At 58.9% G+C, this 25820-nt stretch carries 21 protein-coding genes; 17 read left to right on the top strand and 4 right to left on the bottom strand.

Annotated elements, in window-relative coordinates; genetic code table 11:
- The first annotated feature begins 6 nt into the window (after nt 1-6).
- The 8 genes from ispG to IM284_RS08840 all read left to right on the top strand — a co-directional run bounded on the left by ispG (nt 7) and on the right by IM284_RS08840 (nt 9098).
- The gene (gene ispG, locus IM284_RS08875; protein ID WP_025757688.1) at nt 7-1125 is read left to right on the top strand and encodes a flavodoxin-dependent (E)-4-hydroxy-3-methylbut-2-enyl-diphosphate synthase; all 1119 of its coding nucleotides are present in this window, start codon (nt 7-9) and stop codon (nt 1123-1125) included.
- 80 nt (nt 1126-1205) lie between these two features.
- A complete protein-coding gene (gene hisS / locus IM284_RS08870) occupies nt 1206-2480 on the top strand; it encodes a histidine--tRNA ligase (RefSeq protein WP_028014060.1) in 1275 nt (424 codons plus the stop codon).
- 13 nt (nt 2481-2493) lie between these two features.
- Nucleotides 2494-3114 carry a YfgM family protein gene (locus tag IM284_RS08865; RefSeq protein ID WP_028014059.1) on the top strand — a complete coding sequence of 207 codons (621 nt, stop codon included), beginning with the start codon at nt 2494-2496 and terminating at the stop codon, nt 3112-3114.
- 10 nt (nt 3115-3124) lie between these two features.
- Nucleotides 3125-4303 carry an outer membrane protein assembly factor BamB gene (gene bamB / locus IM284_RS08860; protein ID WP_028014058.1) on the top strand — a complete coding sequence of 393 codons (1179 nt, stop codon included), beginning with the start codon at nt 3125-3127 and terminating at the stop codon, nt 4301-4303.
- A gap of 112 nt (nt 4304-4415) precedes the next feature.
- The gene (gene der / locus IM284_RS08855; RefSeq protein ID WP_028014057.1) at nt 4416-5891 is read left to right on the top strand and encodes a ribosome biogenesis GTPase Der; all 1476 of its coding nucleotides are present in this window, start codon (nt 4416-4418) and stop codon (nt 5889-5891) included.
- A 300-nt stretch (nt 5892-6191) separates the two neighbouring features.
- Nucleotides 6192-7736 (top strand): peptide MFS transporter, encoded by a 1545-nt coding sequence (locus IM284_RS08850; RefSeq protein ID WP_047368094.1) that lies wholly within the window; start codon nt 6192-6194, stop codon nt 7734-7736.
- A gap of 58 nt (nt 7737-7794) precedes the next feature.
- Nucleotides 7795-8829 (top strand): oxidoreductase, encoded by a 1035-nt coding sequence (locus tag IM284_RS08845; protein WP_047368093.1) that lies wholly within the window; start codon nt 7795-7797, stop codon nt 8827-8829.
- 47 nt (nt 8830-8876) lie between these two features.
- Nucleotides 8877-9098 (top strand): zinc ribbon domain-containing protein, encoded by a 222-nt coding sequence (locus IM284_RS08840; RefSeq protein WP_047368092.1) that lies wholly within the window; start codon nt 8877-8879, stop codon nt 9096-9098.
- On the opposite strand, the gene IM284_RS08835 is transcribed toward IM284_RS08840, so the two are convergent.
- Genes IM284_RS08835 through xseA form a run of 3 tightly spaced genes read right to left on the bottom strand, consistent with a single transcriptional unit; the run spans nt 9095 to nt 11897 of the window.
- Complete coding sequence (locus IM284_RS08835; RefSeq protein ID WP_047368091.1) at nt 9095-9445, bottom strand: protealysin inhibitor emfourin; 351 nt, start codon at nt 9443-9445, stop codon at nt 9095-9097. The two genes, IM284_RS08840 and IM284_RS08835, sit on opposite strands and share 4 nt — an antisense overlap.
- Nucleotides 9446-10465: a M4 family metallopeptidase gene (locus IM284_RS08830; protein WP_047368090.1), complete on the bottom strand. Its 1020-nt coding sequence runs from the start codon at nt 10463-10465 to the stop codon at nt 9446-9448.
- Between the two features lie 58 nt (nt 10466-10523).
- Nucleotides 10524-11897: an exodeoxyribonuclease VII large subunit gene (gene xseA / locus IM284_RS08825; protein ID WP_047368089.1), complete on the bottom strand. Its 1374-nt coding sequence runs from the start codon at nt 11895-11897 to the stop codon at nt 10524-10526.
- A 158-nt stretch (nt 11898-12055) separates the two neighbouring features.
- Here xseA and guaB point away from each other — a divergent pair, with 158 nt between their 5' ends.
- On the top strand, nt 12056-13522 hold the full coding sequence (gene guaB, locus IM284_RS08820) for an IMP dehydrogenase (protein ID WP_014884799.1): 1467 nt from the start codon (nt 12056-12058) through the stop codon (nt 13520-13522).
- Between the two features lie 66 nt (nt 13523-13588).
- Complete coding sequence (gene guaA / locus IM284_RS08815) at nt 13589-15166, top strand: glutamine-hydrolyzing GMP synthase (protein ID WP_003860599.1); 1578 nt, start codon at nt 13589-13591, stop codon at nt 15164-15166.
- A gap of 56 nt (nt 15167-15222) precedes the next feature.
- On the opposite strand, the gene IM284_RS08810 is transcribed toward guaA, so the two are convergent.
- Entirely contained in the window at nt 15223-16053 is an 831-nt protein-coding gene (locus IM284_RS08810) for a MurR/RpiR family transcriptional regulator (RefSeq protein WP_008502123.1), read from the bottom strand.
- A 292-nt stretch (nt 16054-16345) separates the two neighbouring features.
- On the opposite strand from IM284_RS08810, the gene IM284_RS08805 reads away from it, so the two are divergent.
- The 7 genes from IM284_RS08805 (at nt 16346) to IM284_RS08775 (ending at nt 25814) form a co-directional block, all read left to right on the top strand.
- Nucleotides 16346-17851 (top strand): CoA-acylating methylmalonate-semialdehyde dehydrogenase, encoded by a 1506-nt coding sequence (locus IM284_RS08805; protein WP_047368088.1) that lies wholly within the window; start codon nt 16346-16348, stop codon nt 17849-17851.
- 11 nt (nt 17852-17862) lie between these two features.
- On the top strand, nt 17863-19788 hold the full coding sequence (gene iolD / locus IM284_RS08800) for a 3D-(3,5/4)-trihydroxycyclohexane-1,2-dione acylhydrolase (decyclizing) (RefSeq protein WP_047368087.1): 1926 nt from the start codon (nt 17863-17865) through the stop codon (nt 19786-19788).
- Between the two features lie 300 nt (nt 19789-20088).
- The gene (iolG, locus tag IM284_RS08795) at nt 20089-21075 is read left to right on the top strand and encodes an inositol 2-dehydrogenase (protein ID WP_047368086.1); all 987 of its coding nucleotides are present in this window, start codon (nt 20089-20091) and stop codon (nt 21073-21075) included.
- 31 nt (nt 21076-21106) lie between these two features.
- Complete coding sequence (locus IM284_RS08790) at nt 21107-22036, top strand: sugar ABC transporter substrate-binding protein (protein WP_041908742.1); 930 nt, start codon at nt 21107-21109, stop codon at nt 22034-22036.
- A gap of 48 nt (nt 22037-22084) precedes the next feature.
- Nucleotides 22085-23632 carry a sugar ABC transporter ATP-binding protein gene (locus tag IM284_RS08785; protein ID WP_028014046.1) on the top strand — a complete coding sequence of 516 codons (1548 nt, stop codon included), beginning with the start codon at nt 22085-22087 and terminating at the stop codon, nt 23630-23632.
- 11 nt (nt 23633-23643) lie between these two features.
- Entirely contained in the window at nt 23644-24672 is a 1029-nt protein-coding gene (locus tag IM284_RS08780) for an ABC transporter permease (protein WP_028014045.1), read from the top strand.
- A gap of 8 nt (nt 24673-24680) precedes the next feature.
- Entirely contained in the window at nt 24681-25814 is a 1134-nt protein-coding gene (locus IM284_RS08775; RefSeq protein WP_047368085.1) for a Gfo/Idh/MocA family protein, read from the top strand.
- Nucleotides 25815-25820 lie beyond the last annotated feature (6 nt).

Genomic DNA, 25820 nt, shown 5'->3' with positions numbered 1-25820 from the left:
TTTTTCATGCATAACCAGGCTCCGATTCAACGTAGAAAATCGAAACGGATTTACGTTGGGAATGTGCCAGTCGGCGATGGGGCACCTATCGCCGTCCAGTCGATGACCAATACGCGCACCACGGATGTGGAAGCAACGGTCAACCAAATCAAAGCATTAGAGCGTGTAGGCGCGGACATTGTTCGCGTCTCAGTGCCCACGATGGATGCCGCTGAGGCGTTCAAGCTGATCAAACAGCAGGTCAGCGTGCCGCTGGTTGCAGATATCCACTTCGACTACCGTATCGCGCTGAAAGTTGCTGAATACGGCGTTGATTGCCTGCGTATTAACCCGGGCAACATCGGCAATGAAGAACGCATTCGCATGGTGGTTGACTGCGCCCGCGACAAAAACATTCCAATCCGTATCGGCGTAAACGCCGGCTCTCTGGAAAAAGATCTGCAGGAAAAATATGGCGAGCCAACGCCGCAGGCGCTGCTCGAATCCGCCATGCGTCACGTCGATCATCTGGATCGTCTTAACTTCGATCAGTTCAAGGTCAGCGTAAAAGCCTCTGACGTTTTCCTGGCCGTTGAATCGTATCGCCTGCTGGCAAAACAGATCGACCAGCCTCTGCATCTCGGGATCACCGAAGCGGGCGGCCTGCGTAGCGGTTCGGTGAAGTCTGCGATCGGCCTGGGCCTGCTGCTCTCCGAAGGGATCGGCGACACCCTGCGCGTCTCGCTGGCGGCGGATCCGGTAGAAGAGATCAAGGTCGGTTTCGATATTCTGAAATCGCTGCGTATCCGCTCGCGTGGGATCAACTTCATTGCCTGCCCAACCTGTTCGCGTCAGGAATTTGACGTGATCGGCACGGTGAATGCCCTGGAGCAGCGTCTGGAAGACATCATCACCCCGATGGACGTCTCCATCATCGGCTGTGTCGTGAACGGTCCGGGTGAAGCGCTGGTCTCAACCCTGGGCGTAACCGGCGGTAACAAGAAAAGTGGTCTCTATGAAGATGGCGTTCGTAAAGATCGTCTGGATAATAGCGACATGATTGACCAGCTTGAAGCCCGCATCCGCGCCAAAGCCGCGATGATGGACGAGACACAGCGTATCAGCGTTCAGCAGGTTGAAAAATAACGTGATGGGAAGCGTGCCGCTTCCCATGTATGATTGAACCCATTCTTTGGGTTTTTTTTGTATATAGAAAGAGAATAAACGTGGCAAAAAACATTCAAGCCATCCGCGGCATGAACGATTACCTGCCTGGCGAAACCGCCATCTGGCAGCGCATTGAAGGCACGCTGAAGCAGGTGCTCGGCAGCTACGGTTACAGCGAAATCCGTTTGCCGATTGTAGAGCAGACCCCGTTATTCAAACGCGCGATCGGTGAAGTGACCGACGTGGTTGAAAAAGAGATGTACACCTTTGAGGACCGCAACGGCGACAGCCTGACCCTGCGTCCGGAAGGTACGGCGGGCTGCGTACGCGCCGGCATCGAACATGGTCTTCTGTACAATCAGGAGCAGCGCCTGTGGTATATCGGCCCGATGTTCCGCCACGAACGTCCGCAGAAAGGTCGTTATCGCCAGTTTAACCAGCTGGGTGTGGAAGTCTTTGGCCTGCAGGGCCCGGACATCGATGCCGAACTGATTATGCTGACCGCTCGCTGGTGGCGCGCCCTCGGTATCTCTGAGCACGTTTCGCTGGAACTGAACTCAATCGGTTCTCTGGAAGCGCGCGCTAACTACCGCGATGCGCTGGTGGCGTTCCTGGAGCAGCATAAAGAGAAGCTGGACGAAGACTGCAAACGTCGCATGTACAGCAACCCGCTGCGCGTGCTGGATTCCAAAAACCCTGATGTTCAGGCGCTGCTGAACGATGCCCCTGCGCTGGGTGACTACCTGGACGACGAGTCTCGCGAACACTTTACCGGCCTGTGCAAGCTTCTCGAAGCGGCGGGCATTGCCTACACCGTGAACCAGCGTCTGGTGCGCGGTCTGGACTACTACAACCGCACCGTATTTGAGTGGGTAACCACCAGCCTCGGTTCTCAGGGCACCGTGTGTGCCGGCGGCCGTTATGACGGTCTGGTTGAGCAACTGGGTGGTCGTGCGGCGCCTGCGGTTGGCTTCGCGATGGGTCTTGAGCGACTTGTTTTGCTGGTTCAGGCAGTTAATCCGGAATTTAAAGCAGATTCCGTTGTCGATATATACCTGGTGGCTTCAGGCGCGGAAACGCAGTCTGCGGCGATGCAGCTTGCCGAACGCGTGCGCGATGCGCTGCCGGGCGTTAAGCTGATGACCAACCATGGCGGCGGCAACTTCAAAAAACAGTTTGCTCGTGCCGATAAGTGGGGCGCAAGTATTGCACTGGTGCTGGGCGAGTCCGAAGTGGCTAACGGCGAAGTGGTAGTAAAAGACCTGCGCTCTGGTGAGCAGACAACGGTAACGCAGGACGGCGTTGCGGCGCACTTGCGCACTCTATTGGGCTAAGGAGAAAGACGGCGTGGAAATGTACGAGAACGAACACGATCAGGTCGACGCGATTAAACGCTTCTTTGCTGAAAACGGCAAAGCGCTGGTTGTTGGGGTTATTTTAGGTGTGGGTGCGCTGGTGGGCTGGCGTTACTGGAACAACCATCAGGCGGATTCCGCGCGCGGCGCGTCCCTGTCCTATGAAAATACCGTTAGCGCGATTCGTGCCGACCAGCCGCAAACGCTGGCTGCGGCAGAGAAATTTGCCGCTGACAACAAAAACACCTACGGTGCACTGGCAGCGCTGGAAGTGGCTCAGCAGTACGTTGATAAAAACGAACTGGATAAAGCCGCTGCTCAGCTGTCTCAGGGCCTTGCTGCTGCCAGCGATGAAAACCTGAAAGCGGTGATCAATCTGCGCCTGGCACGTATTCAGGTTCAGCAGAAAAAAGCTGACGACGCGCTGAAAACGCTCGATACCATCAAAGGCGAAGGTTTTGCTGCCATCGTTGCCGATCTGCGCGGTGAAGCACTGCTGAGCAAAGGTGACAAAGCAGGCGCGCGTAAAGCGTGGCAAGCTGGCGTAGAGAGCAAAGCGTCACCTGCGCTGAGCGAAATGATGCAGATGAAAATAAATAATTTGTCCGTCTGAGAGGGACCCGATGCAATTGCGTAAATTACTTCTGCCAGGACTGCTTTCTGTTACGTTATTAAGTGGTTGTTCACTGTTCAGTGGCGAAGAAGACGTTGTGAAAATGTCCCCACTGCCGACGGTTGAAAACCAGTTTACCCCATCCACCGCGTGGGATGTCTCCGTGGGTAGTGGGATTGGTGATTTCTATTCCAACCTTCATCCTGCGTATGCAGACAGCGTTGTCTATGCCGCTGACCGCAAAGGTACCGTGAAAGCGGTGAACGCCGATGACGGGAAAGAGGTCTGGTCTGTTAACCTGGCGGAAAAAGACGGCTGGTTCTCCCGTAAACCTGCACTGCTGTCTGGCGGCCTGACCGTTTCCGGTGGGCATGTCTACGTGGGCAGCGAAAAAGCGCAGGTTTACGCGCTGAATGCCAGCGATGGTTCTGTTGCATGGCAGACCGCCGTAGCCGGTGAATCCTTGTCACGTCCGGTCGTGAGCGACGGGCTGGTGCTGATCCATACCAGCAACGGCCAGCTGCAGGCGCTGAACGAAGCGGACGGTCTGGTGAAATGGACCGTTAACCTGGATATGCCTGCGCTCTCTCTGCGCGGTGAATCCGCACCTGCAACCGCATTTGGCGCTGCCATTGTGGGCGGTGACAACGGTCGCGTGAGCGCCGTGCTGATGCAGCAGGGCCAGATGATCTGGCAGCAGCGTATCTCGCAGGCCACTGGCTCAACGGAAATCGACCGCCTGAGCGACGTAGACACTACCCCGGTTATCGTTGACGGTGTGGTTTACGCCCTGGCCTATAACGGCAACCTGACCGCGCTGGACTTGCGCAGCGGCCAGATCATGTGGAAACGTGAGCTGGGCTCTGTGAATGATTTCATCGTGGACGGTAACCGCATCTATATGGTTGACCAGAACGATCGCCTGCTGGCGCTGAGCACCGAAGGCGGCGTGACGCTGTGGACGCAAAGCGATCTGCTGCACCGTCTGCTGACCGCGCCAGTGCTGTACAACGGTAGCCTGGTGGTTGGCGACAGCGAAGGCTATATGCACTGGGTTGATCCAGAGAATGGCCGCTTCGTGGCGCAGCAGAAAGTGGACGGTTCAGGCTTCCTGACCGACCCGGTTGTGGCTGACGGCAAACTGCTGATTCAGGCAAAAGACGGCACGCTGTACGCGATCACGCGTTAATTACCCGGCGGTTGTAGTATACTAAACGGCTCCTGTTCACTCAGGAGCCGTTTTGACATTTTTAAAAACGCCGCGAATGCGACGTTTATTTGAATTTTATGAGGCTTCAAACATGGTACCTGTGGTCGCGCTTGTCGGGCGCCCTAACGTTGGAAAATCCACTCTTTTTAACCGTTTAACACGCACCCGTGATGCGCTGGTTGCGGATTTCCCGGGGCTGACGCGTGACCGTAAGTACGGTCGTGCAGAGGTGGAAGGACGCGAGTTCATCTGTATTGATACCGGCGGTATTGATGGCACAGAAGACGGCGTTGAAACCCGCATGGCGGAACAGTCCTTGCTGGCGATTGAAGAAGCGGATGTCGTGCTGTTCATGGTAGATGCGCGCGCTGGCCTGATGCCGGCGGACTCCGCAATCGCTAAGCACCTGCGTTCTCGCGAAAAGCCAACTTTCCTGGTGGCGAACAAAACTGACGGCATCGATGCCGATCAGGCTATCGCGGACTTCTGGTCTCTGGGCATGGGGGATATCCACCCGATTGCGGCATCGCATGGTCGCGGTGTGACCAGCCTGCTGGAAACCGTTCTGCTGCCGTGGGTGGACGAAGTGAATCCGCCGGAAGAGGTGGACGAAGACGCCGCATACTGGGCGCAGTTCGAAGACGGTGAAGAGGGCGAAGAAGAAGAGCCTGAGGATGACTTTAACCCGCAGGATCTGCCGATCAAGCTGGCTATCGTAGGTCGTCCAAACGTAGGTAAGTCTACGCTTACTAACCGTATTCTGGGTGAAGAGCGCGTGGTGGTTTACGACATGCCGGGCACTACGCGTGACAGCATCTACATCCCGATGCAGCGCGATGAACGTGAGTATGTCCTCATCGACACTGCCGGTGTACGTAAGCGCGGAAAAATCACCGACGTGGTGGAGAAATTCTCCGTTATCAAAACCCTGCAGGCGATTGAAGATGCCAACGTGGTGCTGCTGGTCATCGACGCGCGTGAAGGTATCTCCGATCAGGATCTCTCTCTGCTCGGCTTTATCCTCAATAGTGGGCGCTCACTGGTCATTGTCGTCAACAAGTGGGATGGCCTGAGCAATGAAGTGCGCGAGCAGGTTAAAGAGACCCTGGACTTCCGTCTGGGCTTTATCGACTTTGCCCGCGTGCACTTTATCTCTGCGCTGCACGGCAGCGGCGTCGGTAACCTGTTCGAATCCGTGCGTGAAGCCTACGACAGCTCCACCCGTCGTCAGAGCACCGCTATGCTGACCCGTATCATGAATATGGCTGCAGAAGATCACCAACCGCCGCTGGTGCGCGGTCGTCGCGTGAAGCTGAAATATGCCCACGCCGGTGGCTATAACCCGCCAATCGTGGTGATTCACGGCAACCAGGTGAAAGACCTGCCGGACTCCTACAAGCGCTACCTGATGAACTACTTCCGTAAATCGCTGGACGTGATGGGCACGCCTATTCGTATCCAGTTTAAGGAAGGGGAAAACCCGTTCGCCAACAAGCGCAACACCCTGACGCCGAACCAGATGCGTAAGCGTAAGCGTTTGATTAAGCACATTAAGAAAAGCAAATAATCATTGCCGATCTCACAAAGGCCCGCGTTTATCGCGGGCTTTTTTTTGGCCCAATCATACCGTCGGTTCTCTCTGTGTGAAGTCAATCACTATTCACTCCCAACCATCTTTAAATCCAGAAAAGTAGACAATCGTCGAATTTTCATCTTAAAGTCCCTGGTCCGGTACTAGACAAAACTAGCGACTGGTTATCAAATGGTTAACTAACTTTTCGCCGCATGTAAAAAATCGGTCAGATACGTAACTGGCCGGCGTACCTGCTGGTGTTTACAAGCACGACACATACCTTTCGGGAGAATTATGCAATCCTCTGTTAATCACAAAGAGAGCCGAACCTTCTTCGGCCATCCTTATCCGCTCGGTTCGCTGTTCTTTACCGAGATGTGGGAGCGTTTCTCGTTCTACGGCATTCGCCCGCTGCTGATCCTGTTTATGGCCGCCACCGTCTATGACGGCGGGATGGGCCTGGCGCGTGAAAACGCCTCGGCGATTGTCGGTATTTTTGCCGGTACCATGTACCTGGCCGCGCTGCCGGGCGGCTGGCTGGCGGATAACTGGCTCGGCCAGCAGAGAGCCGTCTGGTACGGTTCGATTCTGATCGCGCTCGGCCACCTGTCGATTGCGCTGTCGGCTATCATGGGCAACAACCTGTTCTTTATCGGCCTGATGTTCATCGTGCTCGGCTCTGGCCTGTTCAAAACCTGTATCTCGGTGATGGTCGGCACCCTGTATAAAAAAGGCGATGCGCGTCGTGACGGCGGTTTCTCGCTGTTCTACATGGGCATTAATATGGGCTCGTTCATCGCCCCGCTGATTTCCGGCTGGCTGATAAAAACCCACGGCTGGCACTGGGGCTTTGGTATTGGCGGCATCGGGATGCTGGTGGCGCTGATTATCTTCCGCGTATTTGCGGTTCCGGCGATGAAGCGCTACGACAGCGAAGTCGGTCTGGACTCCACATGGAACAGCCCGGTGGTGAAGCGCAACGGCGTGGGCGTCTGGCTGCTGGCGCTGGCGGCAGGCGTGGCAACGCTCGTGACGCTGATCGCGCAGGGCGTGATTGTCATTAACCCGGTCGCGGTAGCCAGCGTGCTGGTCTACGTAATTGCGGCGTCCGTTGCCCTCTACTTCATCTACCTGTTCATCTTCGCGGGCCTGAACCGCAAAGAGCGCGCCAGGCTGCTGGTCTGCTTTATTCTGCTGGTCTCCGCCGCGTTCTTCTGGTCCGCGTTTGAGCAGAAGCCAACCTCGTTCAACCTGTTTGCCAACGACTATACTAACCGCATGATCGGTGATTTTGAAATTCCGGCGGTGTGGTTCCAGTCGATTAACGCCCTGTTCATCATCCTGCTGGCCCCGGTGTTCAGCTGGGCATGGCCAAAGCTCGCGAGCATGAACATTCGCCCGAGCAGCATCACCAAGTTTGTTATCGGTATTCTGTGTGCGGCAGCGGGCTTTGGCTTGATGATGCTGGCGGCACAGAACGTGCTGAGCAACGGCGGGGCGGGCGTGTCGCCGTTCTGGCTGGTGGGCAGTATCTTAATGCTGACGCTGGGTGAGCTGTGCCTGAGCCCGATCGGTCTGGCGACCATGACCCTGCTGGCGCCGGAGAGAATGCGCGGCCAGATGATGGGGCTGTGGTTCTGCGCCAGCGCGCTGGGGAACCTCGCGGCGGGCCTGATTGGCGGTCACGTGAAGGCCGACCAGCTGGATATGCTGCCGGATCTCTTCGCGCGCTGCTCCATCGCGCTGCTGATTTGTGCCGCAGTGCTGATCGTCCTCATTGTTCCGGTGCGCCGCATGCTGGAAAATGCACAAACTAAACCGGCAACTAGCGCCTCATAAACCTCAGTGTGCCGGGGCAGGCGTTATGCCCCGGCACTGTACTTCCTGAGGTGAAACCATGCAGTTAGGATTTGTTGGTCTTGGTGCGGTAGTGGAAACAGCGTATCTGCCCGCACTACGTAATCTGTTCGATGGCGCTGTTCGTTGTTTCGGCTTTGATGTTCTCCCCGCAAAGCACCCTGAAGGCGTTACGCGCTGCGCCTCGCTTGCGGCGCTTTTAGCCACCCCGCTGGATACCCTTTTTATTACCACCGCATCGCTGCACCACCTTGAGGTGCTTGAGCTGGCGATTGCCTCGCCGGTTCCGCGGATTGTGATTGAAAAACCGATTGTCGCCACGCTTCCTCAAATCGAAAAACTCAACGCGCTGCTGGCAACGCCCGGCGTGGCGTCCCGCGTGCTGGCGCTCGACCACTGGATGGCGCGCATCGAAACGGTGAAGCGGTCGCTGGTCGGCCATGTATCTGACATTGCCAGAATCGAAGGTTTTTTGCAGGAGCCGAGCGGATATAACGCCGCAGGGGAACCCATCGCGCTCAATTTCGCGACCGGAGAGCCGGATACCAGAACGCTTCGCCACCCGGACGGCGTGATTCTGGATATCGGAACGCACGTGCTGGCGATGCTGCGTGAAACGCTGCGCTATCTGGGCGGTCAGGACGATATGACGCTGCAGGTGGTAACGGCTAAAGACCGCCTGGGCCACTATATCGCAAAGGGTGACCAGACCACCGCGGAAGGCGAGGCGCACTTGCAGGGAACCATCAGCGGCGTGCCGGTGGATATCTGGCTTAATAAATACGCGGGACCCGCGGGCGGGCAAAAGGGCCTGCGTCTCTATTTACGCGACGGCCGCATTATCAACTACGACCGACGCGGCGCGGAAGATGTGCTGGAGCTAGTTAAAGGTAAGAATATTCAGCGCTGGCATATCCCCGGCACGATCTACGAACGCTGTCTTGCCGGTCATATTCTTGGCGCAAACAGTCTGTTTGAGCGCGATCCGCAGGAGGTGAGCCGCACAACGCGCCGCAGGATCGATGAGGTGGCGCTGCTGCTGACCTTGCAGCAACAGTTGCGTGGCCCGCACTGAAGACGTGGTAAAATTATCGCAGACCTGAACGCCCTGAAGGAGACACCATGACCATTACCTGCCCGGATTGCCAGGCACAGCTTGAACCCCTGAACGGGGCGGCGCACTGCGACAGCTGTAATAAAGATATTGCGCTCGAAGCCCGCTGCCCGGAGTGCCATCAGCCACTCCAGGTCTTAAAGGCCTGCGGGGCGGTGGACTATTTCTGCCAGAACGGCCACGGCTTAATTTCTAAAAAGCGCGTGGAGTTTGTTCCGGCCGAAAACTAATCGCACACGCAGTCTTCGCCTTTTTTCCACAGCTCGACCAGCGACTCGGGCGCTTCCTGCTCAGGTACCAGCACGATGATATCGGCATAGTGCGCCTGATTTTGGCCGGTCCAGATAATCTGGATACGGAAATAGCGCTGGTCACCGCTGCCGGGTGACGACTTCTGACCCGGCGGCTGACCGCGTGGAAAGGCCTGCTCCAGGATGCTCACCAGGCGCTGGCGCTGGGCCTCATTAAGCGAGGAGAGCGCGATGGTACGCTGGCCGCTCAGCTTAGGAATAAAAGCGACGCCGCCTTCCCGGGCCAGCTCAACCACGGCGTCATCCGTCAGTTCCGGAACCTGCATTTACAGCACTCCCACCTGTTCCCAGGCCTGTTTTATCGCCGCCCCAACGTCGCTACCGAAGCGTTTCTCTCCGTGCGCTATCGTCAGTTTTGCGAAGGCATCAAAATCCGCATCCTGCGCCAGATTGCGATCGCAAACCGTGTCGTACCAGGCATAACCGGCTTTTTCCCAGGCGTAACCGCCGATCGCCGTCGCGGCCAGGTAAAACGCCCGGTTGGGGATGCCGGAGTTAAGGTGGACGCCGCCGTTATCCTCGCGCGTTTTGATGAAATCTTTCATGTGCGCGGGCTGCGGGTCTTTGCCGAGCAGGGGATCGTCGTAGGCGGTGCCGGGTTCAGACATGGAGCGCAGCCCTTTGCCGTTAATGCCCGCGGCGAGCAGCCCTTCACCAATCAACCAGTCTGCTTTATCGGCGGTTTGCTTGAGATGGTACTGTTTCACCAGCGAACCAAACACGTCTGACAGGGACTCATTCAGCGCGCCCGACTGTTCGAAATAGATTAGCCCGGCTTCGGTCTCGGTGACGCCGTGGCTCAGCTCGTGCGCCACCACGTCGATGGCAATCGTAAAGCGGTTAAAGATCTCCCCGTCACCGTCGCCAAATACCATCTGCTGACCGTTCCAGAAGGCGTTCTGATATTCCCGACCGTAATGCACGGTGCCGGTCAAAATCAGCCCCTTATTATCGAGCGAATCGCGTTGATATTCTTTCCAGAAGAAATCATGGGTGATACCCAAATAATCGTACGCCTCATCCACGGCCACATCGCCATTCGACGGCTGGCCCTCGTAACGCACCTGGGTACCCGGCAGCTCCTGGGTCTGTTTCGCATCGTAGATATCGCGCTCAAGCTGACCGGCTTTATTCACGTGCGGCGCGGCGGGTTTGCCCGGCATATGCGCCATCAGCGTCTGGACGTGGGTTAAGGTCTGACGGGCATAGCGCTGCTGCGGTTCGGAACCGCTTTCGATAATACGACGAAGAATATAAGGGGGAATAACGCTACGAAGATGGGACATGCTGCTCTCCTTATTAAAAAAGGGAATAGCAGCAGTATAGTAAGTAACCGGCGAAGAATTATCCGGTTTTGCGCTGACGCGTCTTTTTCACCGGTTTAATTGATTTCACTTCGCTTTCCACCCAGCCGTCAGACAGGCGGGTGGTAAGAACGTCACCGGTGTTCACCTGTTTGGTTTGCTTCAGCACTTTGCCGTCCGCTGCTGTCGTTACGCTATAGCCGCGCGCCAGCGTGGAGAGGGGGCTGACGGCTTCCAGATGGGTCACCGCGTTGCCAAAACGCTCACGTGTGGTGCTCAGGCGCGCCCGGAGAGTCTCCGCCAGACGATATTCCAGCTGCTGAATGCGCGTTTGCGCACGATAGATTTTCGGCTGCGGATTCTGCTGGTTCAGGCGCTGGGTCACACGCTGCTGGCGCGTCACCGCGCGTTTAAGCTGATTATCAAGCGCAAAGTTCATGCGCTGACGCAGGCGTTCCAGCACGGTCTGCTGACGCGCCAGACGAAGCTGCGGGTGCTGCTGCTGAAGACGGTGATGAAGCTGGGTAAAGCGGCGGGTACGGTTGGCAAGGAAGTAGTCCATCGCCATCTCAAGACGCTGCTGGCCGTTCTGAAGCTGACGCAGCAGCTCCAGCTGGTTACGGCTCACCACTTCCGCCGCCGCGGACGGCGTAGGCGCACGCAGATCCGCAACAAAATCCGCGATTGTCACGTCCGTTTCATGCCCGACGGCGCTCACCACGGGGATCTCGCTTGCAAAGATTGCCCGCGCCACGCGCTCGTCGTTAAAGCTCCACAGGTCTTCCAGCGAGCCGCCGCCGCGCCCGACGATCAACACGTCACACTCCTTACGCGCATTTGCCAGTTCAATGGCGCGTACAATCTGACCTGGCGCATCGTCACCCTGAACGGCGGTCGGGTAGATAATGACGGGCAGGGAAGGATCGCGACGCTTCAGTACGTGCAAAATGTCGTGCAGGGCGGCACCGGTTTTCGAGGTGATGACACCCACGCAGTGGGCAGGTGAGGGCAGCGGCTTTTTGAACTGTTGGTCGAAAAGTCCCTCTTCGGAGAGCTTCGCCTTTAACTGTTCATACTTTTGCTGCAGCAGGCCTTCGCCCGCGGGCTGCATGCTTTCAACGATGATTTGATAATCGCCGCGCGGCTCATACAGGGTGATATTGGCGCGAACCAGAACCTGCTGGCCGTGCTGCGGACGGAACGTCACGCGACGGTTGCTGTTGCGGAACATCGCGCAGCGCACCTGGGCGGTATCGTCTTTTAAGGTAAAGTACCAGTGTCCGGAAGACGGTTGCGTGAAGTTTGAGATTTCACCGCTGATCCAGACCTGCCCCATTTCCTGCTCAAGCAGCAAACGCACCGTCTGATTAAGGCGGCTGACAGTATAAATTGAGGGGGATTGAGAGGATAACATGTGAGCGGGATCAAATTCTAAATCAGCAAGTTATTCAGTCGATAGTAACCTGCTGAGAGGCATTCGCAAGCATTTTTTCAAAAAAGTGTAGATGCAATCGGTTACGCTCTGTATAATGCCACGGCAATATTTAACCACCCAGGTCAGAGATATTGCCCATGCTACGTATCGCTAAAGAAGCACTGACGTTTGACGACGTCCTCCTCGTTCCCGCTCATTCCACCGTTCTGCCGAATACTGCCGACCTCAGCACGCAGTTGACGAAAACCATTCGTCTGAACATTCCTATGCTCTCCGCGGCAATGGACACCGTGACTGAAGCGCGCCTGGCTATCGCCCTGGCACAGGAAGGCGGCATTGGCTTTATCCACAAAAACATGTCTATCGAGCGTCAGGCGGAAGAAGTTCGCCGCGTGAAGAAACATGAGTCCGGCATCGTGTCCGATCCTCAGACCGTTCTGCCAACCACTACCTTGCACGAAGTGAAAGCGCTGACCGAACGTAACGGCTTTGCCGGCTACCCGGTAGTGACCGAAGACAATGAACTGGTGGGCATCATCACCGGTCGTGACGTGCGCTTCGTGACTGACCTGAACCAGCCTGTCAGCGTCTACATGACGCCAAAAGAGCGTCTGGTGACCGTCCGCGAAGGCGAAACTCGCGACGTGGTGCTGGCGAAAATGCACGAAAAACGCGTTGAGAAAGCGCTGGTTGTGGATGCGAACTTCCACCTGCGCGGCATGATCACCGTTAAAGATTTCCAAAAAGCAGAACGTAAACCGAACGCCTGTAAAGACGAGCATGGCCGTCTGCGCGTCGGCGCTGCCGTAGGCGCGGGTGCAGGTAACGAAGAGCGCGTTGACGCGCTGGTGGCGGCGGGCGTTGACGTCCTGCTGATTGACTCCTCTCACGGCCACTCCGAAGGCGTGCTGCAGCGTATTCGCGACACCCGTGCAAAATACCCTGACCTGCAGATCATCGGCGGCAACGTGGCGACGGGCGCAGGCGCTCGCGCGCTGGCTGACGCCGGCTGCAGCGCGGTGAAAGTGGGTATCGGCCCTGGCTCCATCTGTACCACCCGTATCGTGACCGGCGTGGGCGTTCCACAGATCACCGCGGTTTCTGACGCGGTTGAAGCGCTGGAAGGCACCGGTATTCCGGTTATCGCTGACGGCGGTATCCGCTTCTCTGGCGACATCGCTAAAGCCATCGCCGCGGGCGCTGCTGCCGTAATGGTAGGCTCCATGCTCGCTGGTACCGAAGAATCCCCGGGCGAAATCGAACTCTACCAGGGCCGTTCTTACAAATCTTACCGTGGGATGGGCTCCCTGGGCGCGATGTCCAAAGGTTCCTCTGACCGTTACTTCCAGACCGATAACGCTGCTGACAAACTGGTACCGGAAGGTATCGAAGGCCGCGTGGCCTATAAAGGCCGTCTGAAAGAGATCATTCACCAGCAGATGGGCGGCCTGCGTTCCTGTATGGGTCTGACCGGCTGTGGTACCATTGACCTGCTGCGTACCAAAGCGGAATTCGTACGCATCAGCGGTGCGGGTATCCAGGAGAGCCACGTTCACGACGTGACGATCACCAAAGAGTCCCCGAACTACCGTCTGGGCTCCTGATAAGTTTCCGCGCCCGGCTTCTGCCGGGCGCTTTGTTTTGTTTCACTTGCCTCGGAATTAGCGTCAATGACGGAAAACATTCATAAACATCGCATTCTCATCCTGGACTTCGGTTCTCAGTACACTCAGCTGGTCGCGCGCCGCGTGCGTGAACTGGGCGTTTACTGTGAGCTGTGGGCGTGGGATGTCACGGAAGCACAGATTCGCGAATTCAATCCAAGCGGCATCATCCTGTCCGGCGGCCCTGAAAGCACCACCGAAGAGAACAGCCCGCGCGCGCCGCAGTACGTGTTCGAAGCGGGCGTACCGGTATTCGGCGTCTGCTACGGCATGCAGACCATGGCGATGCAGCTGGGCGGCCACGTAGAAGGCTCTAACGAGCGCGAGTTCGGCTACGCGCAGGTTGAAGTCGTCACCGACAGCGCGCTGGTGCGCGGTATCGAAGACTCCCTGACCGCAGATGGCAAGCCGCTGCTGGACGTGTGGATGAGCCACGGCGACAAAGTCACCGCCATCCCGTCCGACTTCGTGACCGTTGCCAGCACCGAAAGCTGCCCGTTCGCCATCATGGCGAACGAAGAAAAACGCTTCTACGGCGTGCAGTTCCACCCGGAAGTGACCCACACCCGTCAGGGTATGCGCATGCTGGAGCGCTTCGTGCGTGACATTTGCCAGTGTGAAGCCCTGTGGACCCCGGCAAAAATCATCGACGACGCCGTTGAGCGTATCCGCCAGCAGGTTGGCGATGACAAAGTGATCCTCGGCCTCTCCGGCGGCGTGGACTCCTCCGTCACCGCGATGCTGCTGCACCGCGCCATCGGCAAAAACCTGACCTGCGTCTTCGTGGACAACGGTCTGCTGCGTCTGAACGAAGCGAAGCAGGTCATGGACATGTTCGGCGACCACTTCGGTCTGAACATCGTTCACGTGGAAGGCGAGCAGCGCTTCCTGGACGCGCTGAAAGGCGAAAACGATCCGGAAGCGAAACGTAAGATCATCGGCCGCGTCTTCGTGGAAGTGTTCGACGAAGAAGCGCTGAAGCTGGAAGACGTGAAGTGGCTGGCGCAGGGTACCATCTATCCGGACGTGATCGAGTCTGCGGCCTCCGCAACTGGTAAAGCGCACGTCATCAAATCTCACCACAACGTGGGCGGCCTGCCGAAAGAGATGAAGATGGGTCTGGTTGAACCGCTGCGCGAGCTGTTCAAAGACGAAGTGCGTAAGATCGGTCTGGAACTGGGTCTGCCGTACGATATGCTCTACCGTCACCCGTTCCCGGGTCCGGGTCTCGGCGTGCGCGTGCTGGGCGAAGTGAAGAAAGAGTACTGCGACCTGCTGCGTCGCGCGGACGCGATCTTCATCGAAGAGCTGCACAAAGCTGACCTGTACAACAAGGTAAGCCAGGCGTTCACCGTGTTCCTGCCGGTTCGCTCCGTCGGGGTAATGGGCGATGGCCGTAAGTACGACTGGGTTGTTTCCCTGCGTGCGGTGGAAACCATCGACTTCATGACCGCGCACTGGGCGCACCTGCCGTATGACTTCTTAGGCCGCGTGTCTAACCGCATCATCAACGAAGTGAACGGTATTTCCCGGGTGGTGTATGACATCAGCGGTAAGCCACCGGCTACGATTGAGTGGGAATGATTTCCCTCTGAATTAACACCCAAACCCTCTGCCTGCGCAGGGGGTTTTTTATTGCCTTATTTCCCTTCACCCAACCTATACGCCAGCGCCACCACCAGCGACTGCACCAGGCACAGCGTTGCCGACTGAGACCGGAACGCATCCACCTGCGCCTCTTTCACCACAAAGCAGAGATCGCTGAACGTTGCCAGCGGGCTTATCTGGCTGTCCGTAATCACGATCTGCCGGGCGCCGACGCTGGCGGCGGTTTCGCTGACCATCACCGTCTCTTCCGCGTACGGCGAGAAGCTGATCGACACCACGATGTCGCGCGCCTTAATGCGGCTGATTTGCTCGCGCAGCATCCCGCCCATGCCGTCGAGCAGAATAGGGCGGCACTCCAGGTGGCTCAGGGCATAGGTGAGGTAGGCAGCGACGCTAAACGAGCGGCGCAGTCCGGCGATGTAGATAGTGTCGGCGTCGGCCAGCAGCTGTACCGCGCGCTCCAGCATTTCCGGCTCGGCGCGGGCGGCCAGCTGCTGCAGCGCCTGCGCGTTCGAGCGGGCGAACTCCTGCAGAATATCGAGCGGCGTTTCCGGCACGGCCTCGCTCTCCATTTCGCGGAACAGCCGCGCGCGGTCGCTGTAGCTGGCAGTCTCCTCCACCAGGTTCATGCGAAACAGCTGTTTCATTTCGTTGAAACCGGTGAAGTCAAAGGCGTTAGCAAAGCGGATCAGCGTCGAAGGCGGCACGTCGGCGCGCTCGGCAATGACGGCAACCGTATCAAAGGCCACGCTGTTGGTGTTATCCAGAACGTAGCGGGAGACCTGCTGCAGCCTCTTGCTCAGGCTATCGTAGCGATCGCGGATTTGCTGCTGCAGTTCGTTCAGGCTGGTTGCTGTCGTCATGTTATCCCCCAAATACAGTCTGATGATTCTAAACGCAAAACCGCGTCTTTTAAATGTCGGCCATCCATCTGGCAGCAAAAATGAAACAGAAGCTTCAGTCATTTTCTCGCCTGAAATCCCTTAATAGCGCACGCAGCGTCAGTGTTGCTGGCTGTTAACATAAAAATCCATCCTTGATCACAATAATCATCATTTATTTTATTTCAACTTAAAATGGAATATTTGTTTCATATATAGTGTCCAGTACACAGCGTTCAGGTAACAGTCACGTATCAACAGCGAGAGGTTAAGGATGGAGACGGTAGCGAATTTTATTCACGGCGAATGTGTCACCGGTTCAGGCCAGCGCGTTCAGGCGATCTTCAACCCGGCCACCGGCGAGCAGATCCGCCAGGTGGTGATGAGTACGGCGCAGGAAACGGAGCAGGCGATTGCCGCCGCGCATCAGGCGTTTCCCGCGTGGGCGCGCCAGGCTCCGCTTAAGCGCGCGCGCGTGATGTTCCGCTTCAAGGCGCTGCTGGAAGAGAACATGACGCGCCTGGCCCGCATCATCAGCGAAGAGCACGGCAAGGTTTTCTCCGACGCGGTGGGCGAACTGACCCGCGGCCTGGAAGTGGTGGAATTTGCCTGCGGTATCCCGCATCTACAAAAGGGTGAACACTCTGCGAACGTCGGTACCGGCGTCGACAGCCACTCGCTGATGCAGCCGCTCGGCGTCTGCGCCGGGATCACGCCGTTTAACTTCCCGGCGATGGTGCCGATGTGGATGTTCCCCATTGCGCTGGCGACCGGGAATACCTTCGTGCTGAAGCCGTCGGAAAAAGACCCTTCTCTCGCGCTCGCGCTGGCACAGCTGCTAAAAGAGGCAGGCCTGCCGGACGGCGTCTTCAACGTGGTGCAGGGGGATAAAGAGTCCGTTGACGTGCTCCTGACCGACCCGCGCGTGCAGGCGGTGAGCTTTGTCGGCTCCACGCCGATTGCCGAATACATTTACCAGACCGCCTCCTCCCACGGTAAGCGCTGTCAGGCGCTGGGCGGCGCGAAAAACCACTGCATTTTAATGCCGGATGCCGACATGGAGATGGCGACCAACGCCATCATGGGCGCGGCCTACGGCGCGGCGGGGGAACGCTGCATGGCGCTTTCAGTGGTGCTGGCGGTGGGGGATAAAACCGCCGATGACCTCTGCACCCGGCTGGAAAAACAGATTGAAGCGCTACGCGTCGGGCCGGGGCTGGACCAGACGCCGGAAAACGAAATGGGGCCGCTTATCTCCTCCGCGCACCGCAGCAAGGTGCTGGGCTATATCGACAGCGGGGAAGCGCAGGGGGCGAAATTGCGCGTGGACGGGCGCGGCTTCAGCGTGAAGGGCCACGAGCAGGGCTACTTCGTCGGGCCGACGCTGTTCGATAACGTCACACCGGAGATGACCATCTATAAAGAAGAGATTTTTGGCCCGGTGCTTTCTGTGGTGCGGGTAGCAGATTACGCCTGCGCGGTGGACCTTATTAACCGCCATGAATATGGTAATGGCTCGGCGATCTTCACCCGTGACGGCGGCTGCGCGCGCCGCTTCTGCGAAGAGGTGCAGGCGGGCATGGTGGGGGTCAACGTGCCGATCCCGGTGCCGATGGCATTCCACAGTTTCGGTGGCTGGAAGCGTTCCATCTTTGGCGCGCTCAACGTACACGGCAACGACGGCGTGCGTTTCTACACCCGAATGAAAACCATCACCGCGCGCTGGCCGGAAATGCAGCAGGAGACAGGCGCTGCGTTCTCCATGCCGACGCTGGGCTGACAGGAGGCATTATGCAAACCGAACGTATGACCATGGCCCAGGCGCTGGTCCGGTTCCTGAATCAACAGTACGTCAGCGTTGACGGCAACGAAACGCCCTTCGTGGAGGGCGTGGCGACGATCTTTGGGCACGGCAACGTGCTGGGTATTGGCCAGGCGCTGGAGCAGGATCCCGGTCATCTGAAAATCATGCAGGGGTGCAACGAGCAGGGCATTGCCCACATGGCGACGGGATTCGCCAAACAGCACCGCCGCCAGCGCATTTTTGCCGTCACCTCCTCAGTCGGGCCGGGCGCCGCCAATATGGTCACGGCAGCGGCCACCGCCACGGCGAACCGCATCCCGCTTTTACTGCTGCCGGGCGATATCTACGCCAGCCGCCAGCCGGACCCGGTGCTGCAGCAGATCGAGCAGTATCACAATCTCAGCATCAGCACCAACGACTGCTTCCGTCCGGTTTCCCGCTACTGGGACCGCATCAACCGCCCCGAGCAGCTCATGAGCGCCATGCTAAGCGCGATGCGAACGCTTACTGACCCCGCAGATACCGGAGCGGTGACCCTCTGTCTGCCGCAGGACGTGCAAGGGGAAGCGTGGGACTACCCGCTAAGCTTCTTCGCGCGTCGGATGCACCACATCGAACGCCGTCCGCCCGATCCGCAGCGACTGGCGCAGGCGCGGGCGCTGATCGCCCGCAAGCGCCGTCCGCTGGTGGTGTGCGGCGGCGGCGTGCGCTACTCCGGCGCGCATGAGGCGTTTCGCGAATTTGTCGAGACGCTGCAGCTGCCGTTTGCCGAAACGCAGGCCGGGAAGGGGGCGCTGGTAAGTGACCACCCACTTAACCTCGGCGGCGTAGGGGTGACGGGGGGAATGGCCGCCAACCAGCTCGCGCCACAGGCTGACTTAGTGATTGGCGTCGGCACGCGCCTGACCGACTTTACCACCGGCTCCAAGGCGCTCTTTTCCCATCCGGATGTCGAATTCCTGCTGCTTAACGTGGCCGAGTTTGACGCCCTGAAGCTGGACGCCACCGCGCTGATTGCCGATGCCCAAACCGGGCTCCAGGCCTTAACCCACGCGCTCGGCGAGTATCGCAGCGGCTGGGGAGAGGCGATCGCCCAGGCGAAATCCGCGTGGCGCGATGAGTGCCGCCGCCTGTGGGATCGCCAGTGGCATCCGGACGACGCGCCCGAAGTGGCGGGGCATCTGGACGCGCAGCTGGCGGAATACGGCGAGACGCTTAATACCCGCCTGACCCAGACGCGGGTGCTGGGGCTGATCAATCAGCATGTGGAAGATAACGCCATCGTGGTGGGCGCGGCCGGTTCGCTGCCAGGAGATTTACAGCGCCTCTGGCAGGTCAAAACGCCGGACAGCTATCACCTGGAGTACGGCTACTCCTGCATGGGCTACGAGATTGCGGCGGCCATCGGCGCGAAGCTCGCCCGCCCCGGGCAGCCGGTTTACGCCATGGTGGGGGATGGCTCCTACATGATGCTGCACTCCGAGCTGCAAACCGCCGTACAGGAGGGCATTAAGGTCACCGTTCTGCTGTTTGATAACGCCAGCTTCGGCTGCATCAACAACCTGCAGATGGGGCACGGAATGGGCAGCTTTGGCACGGAAAATCGCCATCGCAACCCGGAAACCGGGCGGCTTGACGGGCCGCTGGTGAAAGTCGATTTTGCGCAAAACGCGGAAAGCTACGGCTGTCGCGCGTGGCGGGTGAACGACGAGCAGAGCCTGCTGGCGGCGCTTGAGGCGTCACGCGCCCATCCGGGCCCGACGCTGCTGGACATCAAGGTATTGCCGAAGACCATGACCCATGACTACGCCTCGTGGTGGCGAACCGGTGACGCGCAGGTGGCAGAGTCGTCTGCCGTGCGTGAGGCTGCGGAGCAAACGCAGGCGCAGGTGAAAAAAGCCCGTCAGTATTGAGTTTTCCTGTCTTAACGAAATTTTCATTTCATTTTCCCCTCACCCTAACCCTCTCCCAAAAGTGGAGAGGGGATGGGGTGGTGCACTCTTTTCTCCCTCGCTCCTTTGGGGAGAGGGCCGGGGTGAGGGGTGAGCAGTACCTTCTTTCATGTTGTGAGATTGATAACAAAAATTATCTCATACATCTCAAAAGTGTTAACCCGCACTCAAAAACATAATTTTCACTATTTATAAAAATGAAATAAATGTTTTATTTATAGGGTCGTTAGTTCACAGCATTCACCAACACCGGGAGCCGTTATGTTTAACATTGCTTTACTGGGCGCTGGCCGAATTGGCCAGGTACATGCAGCTAACATCGCCAGCCACGGCGCGACCACGCTCTGGTCCGTGGTTGACCCGAATCAGGAATTTGCCACCCGTCTCGCCGCACAGTATCAGGCCCGCCAGCAGAGCGTGGATGAGGCGATGACCGATCCTAACGTTCACGCCGTGCTGATCGCCTCCGCCACCGACACCCACGCGGATCTGATTGAAATGGCCGCCCGCCACGGCAAGGCTATCTTCTGCGAAAAGCCGGTACACCTCGACCTCGCCCGCGTGCGCGACTGCCTGAAAGTGGTTAAAGAGTACGACGTGCCGCTGTTCATCGGCTTTAACCGCCGCTTTGACCCGCAGTTCCGCCGCGTGAAAACCGATGCCCAGGCCGGGCGCATCGGCAAGCCGGAATCGTTGCTGATCATCTCCCGCGACCCGTCTCCGCCGCCTGCGGAGTACGTGCGCGTCTCCGGCGGCATGTTCCGCGATATGACCATTCACGACTTCGACATGGCCCGTTTCATCATGGGCGAAGAGCCGGTGTCGGTGTATGCCCAGGGCAGTAACCTGGTGGATCCGGCGATTGGCGAGGCGGGGGATATCGATACCGCGTTTATCGTTCTGAAATATGCCTCCGGCGCGATGGCGACCATCGTCAACAGCCGCCGCTCCTCTTACGGTTACGACCAGCGCCTGGAGCTGCACGGCTCCGAAGGGCTGCTGTGCGCCGGCAATATTCTGGAAAACCAGGTGCAGCACTACGGCAAACAGGGCTGCACCAGCGCGCTGCCGGAACATTTCTTCCTGCAGCGCTACAAATCCGCTTACGCCGCGGAATGGGAACACTTTGTTGCGGTCCTGCGCGGCGAAGCGGTGCCTGACTGCAGCGGCGATGATGGTGAACGTGCGCTGTACCTCGCGGATAAAGCGCTGGAGTCGCTGCGTAGCCAGCGCGAGATCGTCCTCTAAACACAACAACCCTACACAGAGAGACATAATAATGAAAAAACTGATCTTAGCCGCCCTCATCGCCATGACGTCCGGGGCCGCCCTCGCCGAAAACGAGCAGATTGTTTTCAGTACGCCAAACCTGGCCATGCCGTTTGAGGTTCACATGCAGCGCACGGCGGTGAAAGCCGCGAAAGAGATGGGCGTGAAGCTTCAGGTACTGGACGGGCAGGGCAGTTCACCCAAGCAGGTGGCTGACCTGGAAAACGCCATCACCCGCGGGGCGCAGGGCTTTATCGTCTCCCCGAACGACGTGAACGCGGTCTCCAGCGCGGTGGATGAAATTCAGGATGCGAAGCTGCCGGTGGTCACCCTAGACCGCTCCGTCGACAGCCAGAAGAAAGTGCCCCACTTTGGCGCCAACAACTACAAAGGCGGCCAGGCGATTGGCGACTTCGTCAAAACCAAATTCCCCGACGGGGCAGAGATCATCCTGCTCACCGGCCAGCCGGGCTCCTCCTCCAATATTGAACGCACCAAAGGGATCCGCGACAGCCTGAAGGCGGGCGGGGATAAATACAAGATCGTCGCCGATCAGACCGGCAACTGGATGCGTTCTGAAGGGATGCGCATCGTCGAAAGCGTTCTGCCTTCGCTACCGAAACGCCCGCAGGTGATCCTCTCCGCCAACGACGATATGGCGCTGGGCGCGATTGAAGCCCTGCAGAGCCAGGGCGTGAAGCCGGGTGAAATCCTCGTGACTGGCTTTGATGCGGTACCGGAAGCGCTGGCCCGCGTGCGCGACGGCTGGCTGGCGGTAACGGCGGATCAGCGTCCGGGCTTTGCGGTGCAGACGGCGATGAGCCAGCTGGTGGCCAACGTGCGCGAGAAGAAAGCCATCACCGGGGCCGACTACCCGCCAACGCTTATCACCAAAGAGAACCTGCAGCAGGCTGAGCGTATCGGTGAGGCCGGTAACTGATATGTCCCGAGCCGCCTCTGGCGGCTCAACATGAGGAGGAGCAGACCGATGTCGCAACCCTTACTGAAAGTGACCGACCTGGCAAAAAGCTTTTCCGGCGTCTGGGCGCTAAGCAGCGCCCAACTGACCGTCGGCGCGGGGGAGATCCACGCCCTGCTGGGGGAAAACGGAGCGGGAAAATCCACGCTGCTGAAGGCGCTTGCGGGCGCGCAGCCGCAAACCCGCGGGGATATCTGGTTCAACGGCGAAATGCTGCCGGTGGACGACTCCCCGGTGGAACGGCAGAACAAGGGCATTATCACCATCTATCAGGAATTCAACCTGCTGCCCAACATGACCGTCGCGGAAAACATGTTTCTCGGGCGCGAGCCGCGTAAACGGAACCTGATCGTCGACGAAAGGGCGGTAAATCAGGAGGCGCAGGTCATTCTCGATTACCTGCAGCTAAACGTTGCGCCGACCACGCCGGTCGCCCGTCTGAGCGTCGCCCAGCAGCAGATGGTGGAGATCGCCCGGGCGCTGACCCTCAACGCTCGCCTGATCATCATGGACGAACCTTCCGCCGCGCTGAGCGACAGCGAGGTGGAAAGCCTGCACCGCGTGGTGCGGGAGCTTAAAAACCGCGGCGTGAGCATTATTTATGTTACCCACCGCCTGCACGAAGTTTTCCAGCTCTGCGATCGCTTCACCGTATTTCAGGACGGCCGCTTCACCGGCACTGGCGCGGTAGCGGAGACCAACGTCGAACAGCTGATCCGCCTGATGGTCGGGCGCGACGTGGCCTTTAACCGTCGCCCCGCCAGCGAAACCCATCATCAAGACAAACCTGTCCGCCTGGCGGTGAAGGGGCTGAGCCGTGAAAAGCCGCCGCTGGATCCGCACGGCATCGCCCTGCACGACATCAGCTTCCACGTCCATGCCGGGGAGGTCTTAGGGATTGCCGGGCTGGTGGGCGCGGGACGCACCGAGGTGGCTCGCTGCCTGTTTGGCGCAGACGCCTTTACCTCCGGGAGCTTTGAGCTGGACGGCGTGCCGTACCAGCCGCGCGACCCGCTGTATGCCCTCGACCAGGGCGTGGCGCTGGTGCCCGAAGACCGTAAAAAAGAGGGGGCGGTGCTCGGGCTGTCGATTCGCGACAACCTGTCGCTCTCGTGCCTCTCCTCGCTGCTGCAGTGGCGCTGGTTCGTGAACACCCGCAAAGAGGACGATCTGATTGAGTCCTACCGGCAGGCCCTGCAGATCAAAATGGTCAACAGCGCGCAGGAGGTGCGCAAGCTCTCCGGCGGTAACCAGCAGAAGGTGATCCTCGCGCGCTGCATGGCGCTCAACCCGCGGGTGCTGATCGTCGATGAGCCGACGCGCGGCATTGACGTGGGGACCAAATCGGAAGTGCACCAGGTGCTGTTTGACATGGCGAAAAAGGGCGTGGCGGTGATCGTGATCTCCTCCGATCTGCCTGAAGTGATGGCGGTGTCTGACCGGATCATCACCCTCAGCGAAGGCCGGGTGACCGGCGAGATCCACGGTGACGACGCTAACGAAGAACGGCTGATGACGATGATGGCCATCAACCACAACGCCCTGAACGCGGCATAACGGAGTTTCTCATGACGCAGATGATTTCTAAAACGCAGGCCCCGGTCAAACGCGCCGGACGCATCGATCCCATCGCCTTCTTCGAGCGCTTCGGGGTGTTGATTTTCATGATCCTGCTGCTGATCTTCTTTCAGTCGCAGAACAGTAACTTTTTCTCTGAACGCAATATTTTCAACATCCTGACCGAAGTCTCCATCTACGGGATCATGGCCGTGGGGATGACCTTCGTCATTCTGACCGCCGGGATCGACCTCTCCGTGGGCTCCATTCTGGCGGTGTGCGCCATGACCGCGGCGTACGTCATTAAGGGCGATAACTTCACCACCGTCGACCCGAACGCCTGGGGCGGCATGAGCTGGCTGATCGGGCTGGGGATTTGTCTGGCGATGGGCACGGCGATTGGCTTCCTGCACGGTCTGGGCGTCACCCGCCTGCGCCTGCCGCCGTTTATCGTCACCCTCGGCGGGATGACCATCTGGCGCGGCCTGACCCTGGTGATCAACGACGGCGCACCGATCGCTGGTTTCGACCCCGGCTACCGCTGGTGGGGACGCGGCGAGCTGCTCGGCATCTCCATTCCGATCTGGATCTTCGCCATCGTCGCCGTCGGCGGCTATCTGGCGCTGCATAAAACCCGCTGGGGCCGCTTCGTCTACGCCATCGGCGGCAACCCGGAGGCGGCGCGCCTGGCGGGGGTTAACGTCAAGCGCGTGCTCGTCAGCGTCTACGTGCTGATCGGCTGTCTGGCCGGGCTGGCGGGCTTCATCCTGAGCGCGCGTCTGGGGAGCGCCGAGGCGGTGGCCGGTATCTCCTTTGAGCTGCGCGTTATCGCCTCGGTGGTGATCGGCGGTACCTCGCTGATGGGCGGCTACGGGCGCATCGGCGGCACCATTATCGGCTCCATCATTATGGGCATTCTGATTAACGGCCTGGTGCTGATGAACGTCTCGGCTTACTACCAGCAGATTATCACCGGGTTAATTATCGTTCTGGCGGTGGCGTTTGATACCTACGCCAAGAGCCGTCGCGGCGCACTGTGAGGATCGTGATGAAAGAGGTTCGTATTGGATTGATTGGCACCGGGTATATCGGCAAGGCGCACGCTATCGCTTATGCCCAGGCCCCGACGGTGTTCAACCTGCGCGGCAGGCTGGTGCGCGAGATGGTGGCGGAAGTCACGCCGGAGCTGGCGGCAGAGCGCGCCCGGGCGTTTGGCTTTAACCGTTCAACGGGAGACTGGCGGGCGCTGGTGGCCGACCCGGCCATTGACGTGGTGGATATTTGCTCACCTAACCACCTGCATAAAGAGATGGCGCTGGAGGCGATCCGCCACGGCAAGCACGTCTACTCGGAGAAGCCTCTGGCGCTCAACGCCCATGATGCGCGCGAGATGGTCGACGCCGCGAAGCGGGCCGGGGTGAAAACGCTGGTGGGGTTCAACTACATGAAGAACCCAACGGCGCAGCTGGCGAAGGAAATTATTGCCCGCGGCGAGATTGGCGAGGTGATCCACTTCTACGGCACCCACAACGAAGACTATATGGCCGACCCGCTGTCGCCCATCCACTGGCACTGCTTTAAAGAGACCGCCGGGCTGGGCGCGCTGGGCGACCTCGCGGCGCATATCGTCAATATGGCTCAGTACCTGGTGGGCGATATCGAGCAGGTCTGCGGCGATCTGAAGATCGTGGTCCCGGCGCGCCCGGCGAAGGCCGGATCGTCAGAGAAGATTGCGGTGGAAAACGAGGATCAGGCCCACGCTATGGTGCGCTTCGCGGGCGGGGCGCAGGGTGTTATTGAAACCTCCCGCGTCGCCTGCGGCCGCAAGATGGGGCTCTCGTACGTGATCACCGGGACGAAGGGCGCCATCAGCTTCACCCAGGAGCGCATGGCGGAGCTAAAGCTCTATCTGCATGACGATCCGGTGAACCGTCAGGGGTTCCGCACGCTGCTCGTCGGCCCGGCGCACCCGGACTACGCCGCGTTCTGCATGGGCGCAGGCCACGGAATTGGCTTTAACGATCAAAAAACGGTGGAAGTACGCGACCTGGTGGACGGGATTGCCGCCGACGCGCCGATGTGGCCGGACTTCGAAGAGGGCTGGAAGGTGTCGCGCGTGCTGGACGCGATTGCGCTCTCGCACCTGCAGGGCCGCTGGCTGAACGTGAACGACATTGTCTGATGAGGT

It is taken from the genome of Enterobacter cloacae complex sp. P12RS (genome assembly GCF_014895875.1).
GTDB lineage: Bacteria > Pseudomonadota > Gammaproteobacteria > Enterobacterales > Enterobacteriaceae > Enterobacter > Enterobacter bugandensis.
This window is presented reverse-complemented; position numbering and strand designations above follow the sequence as displayed.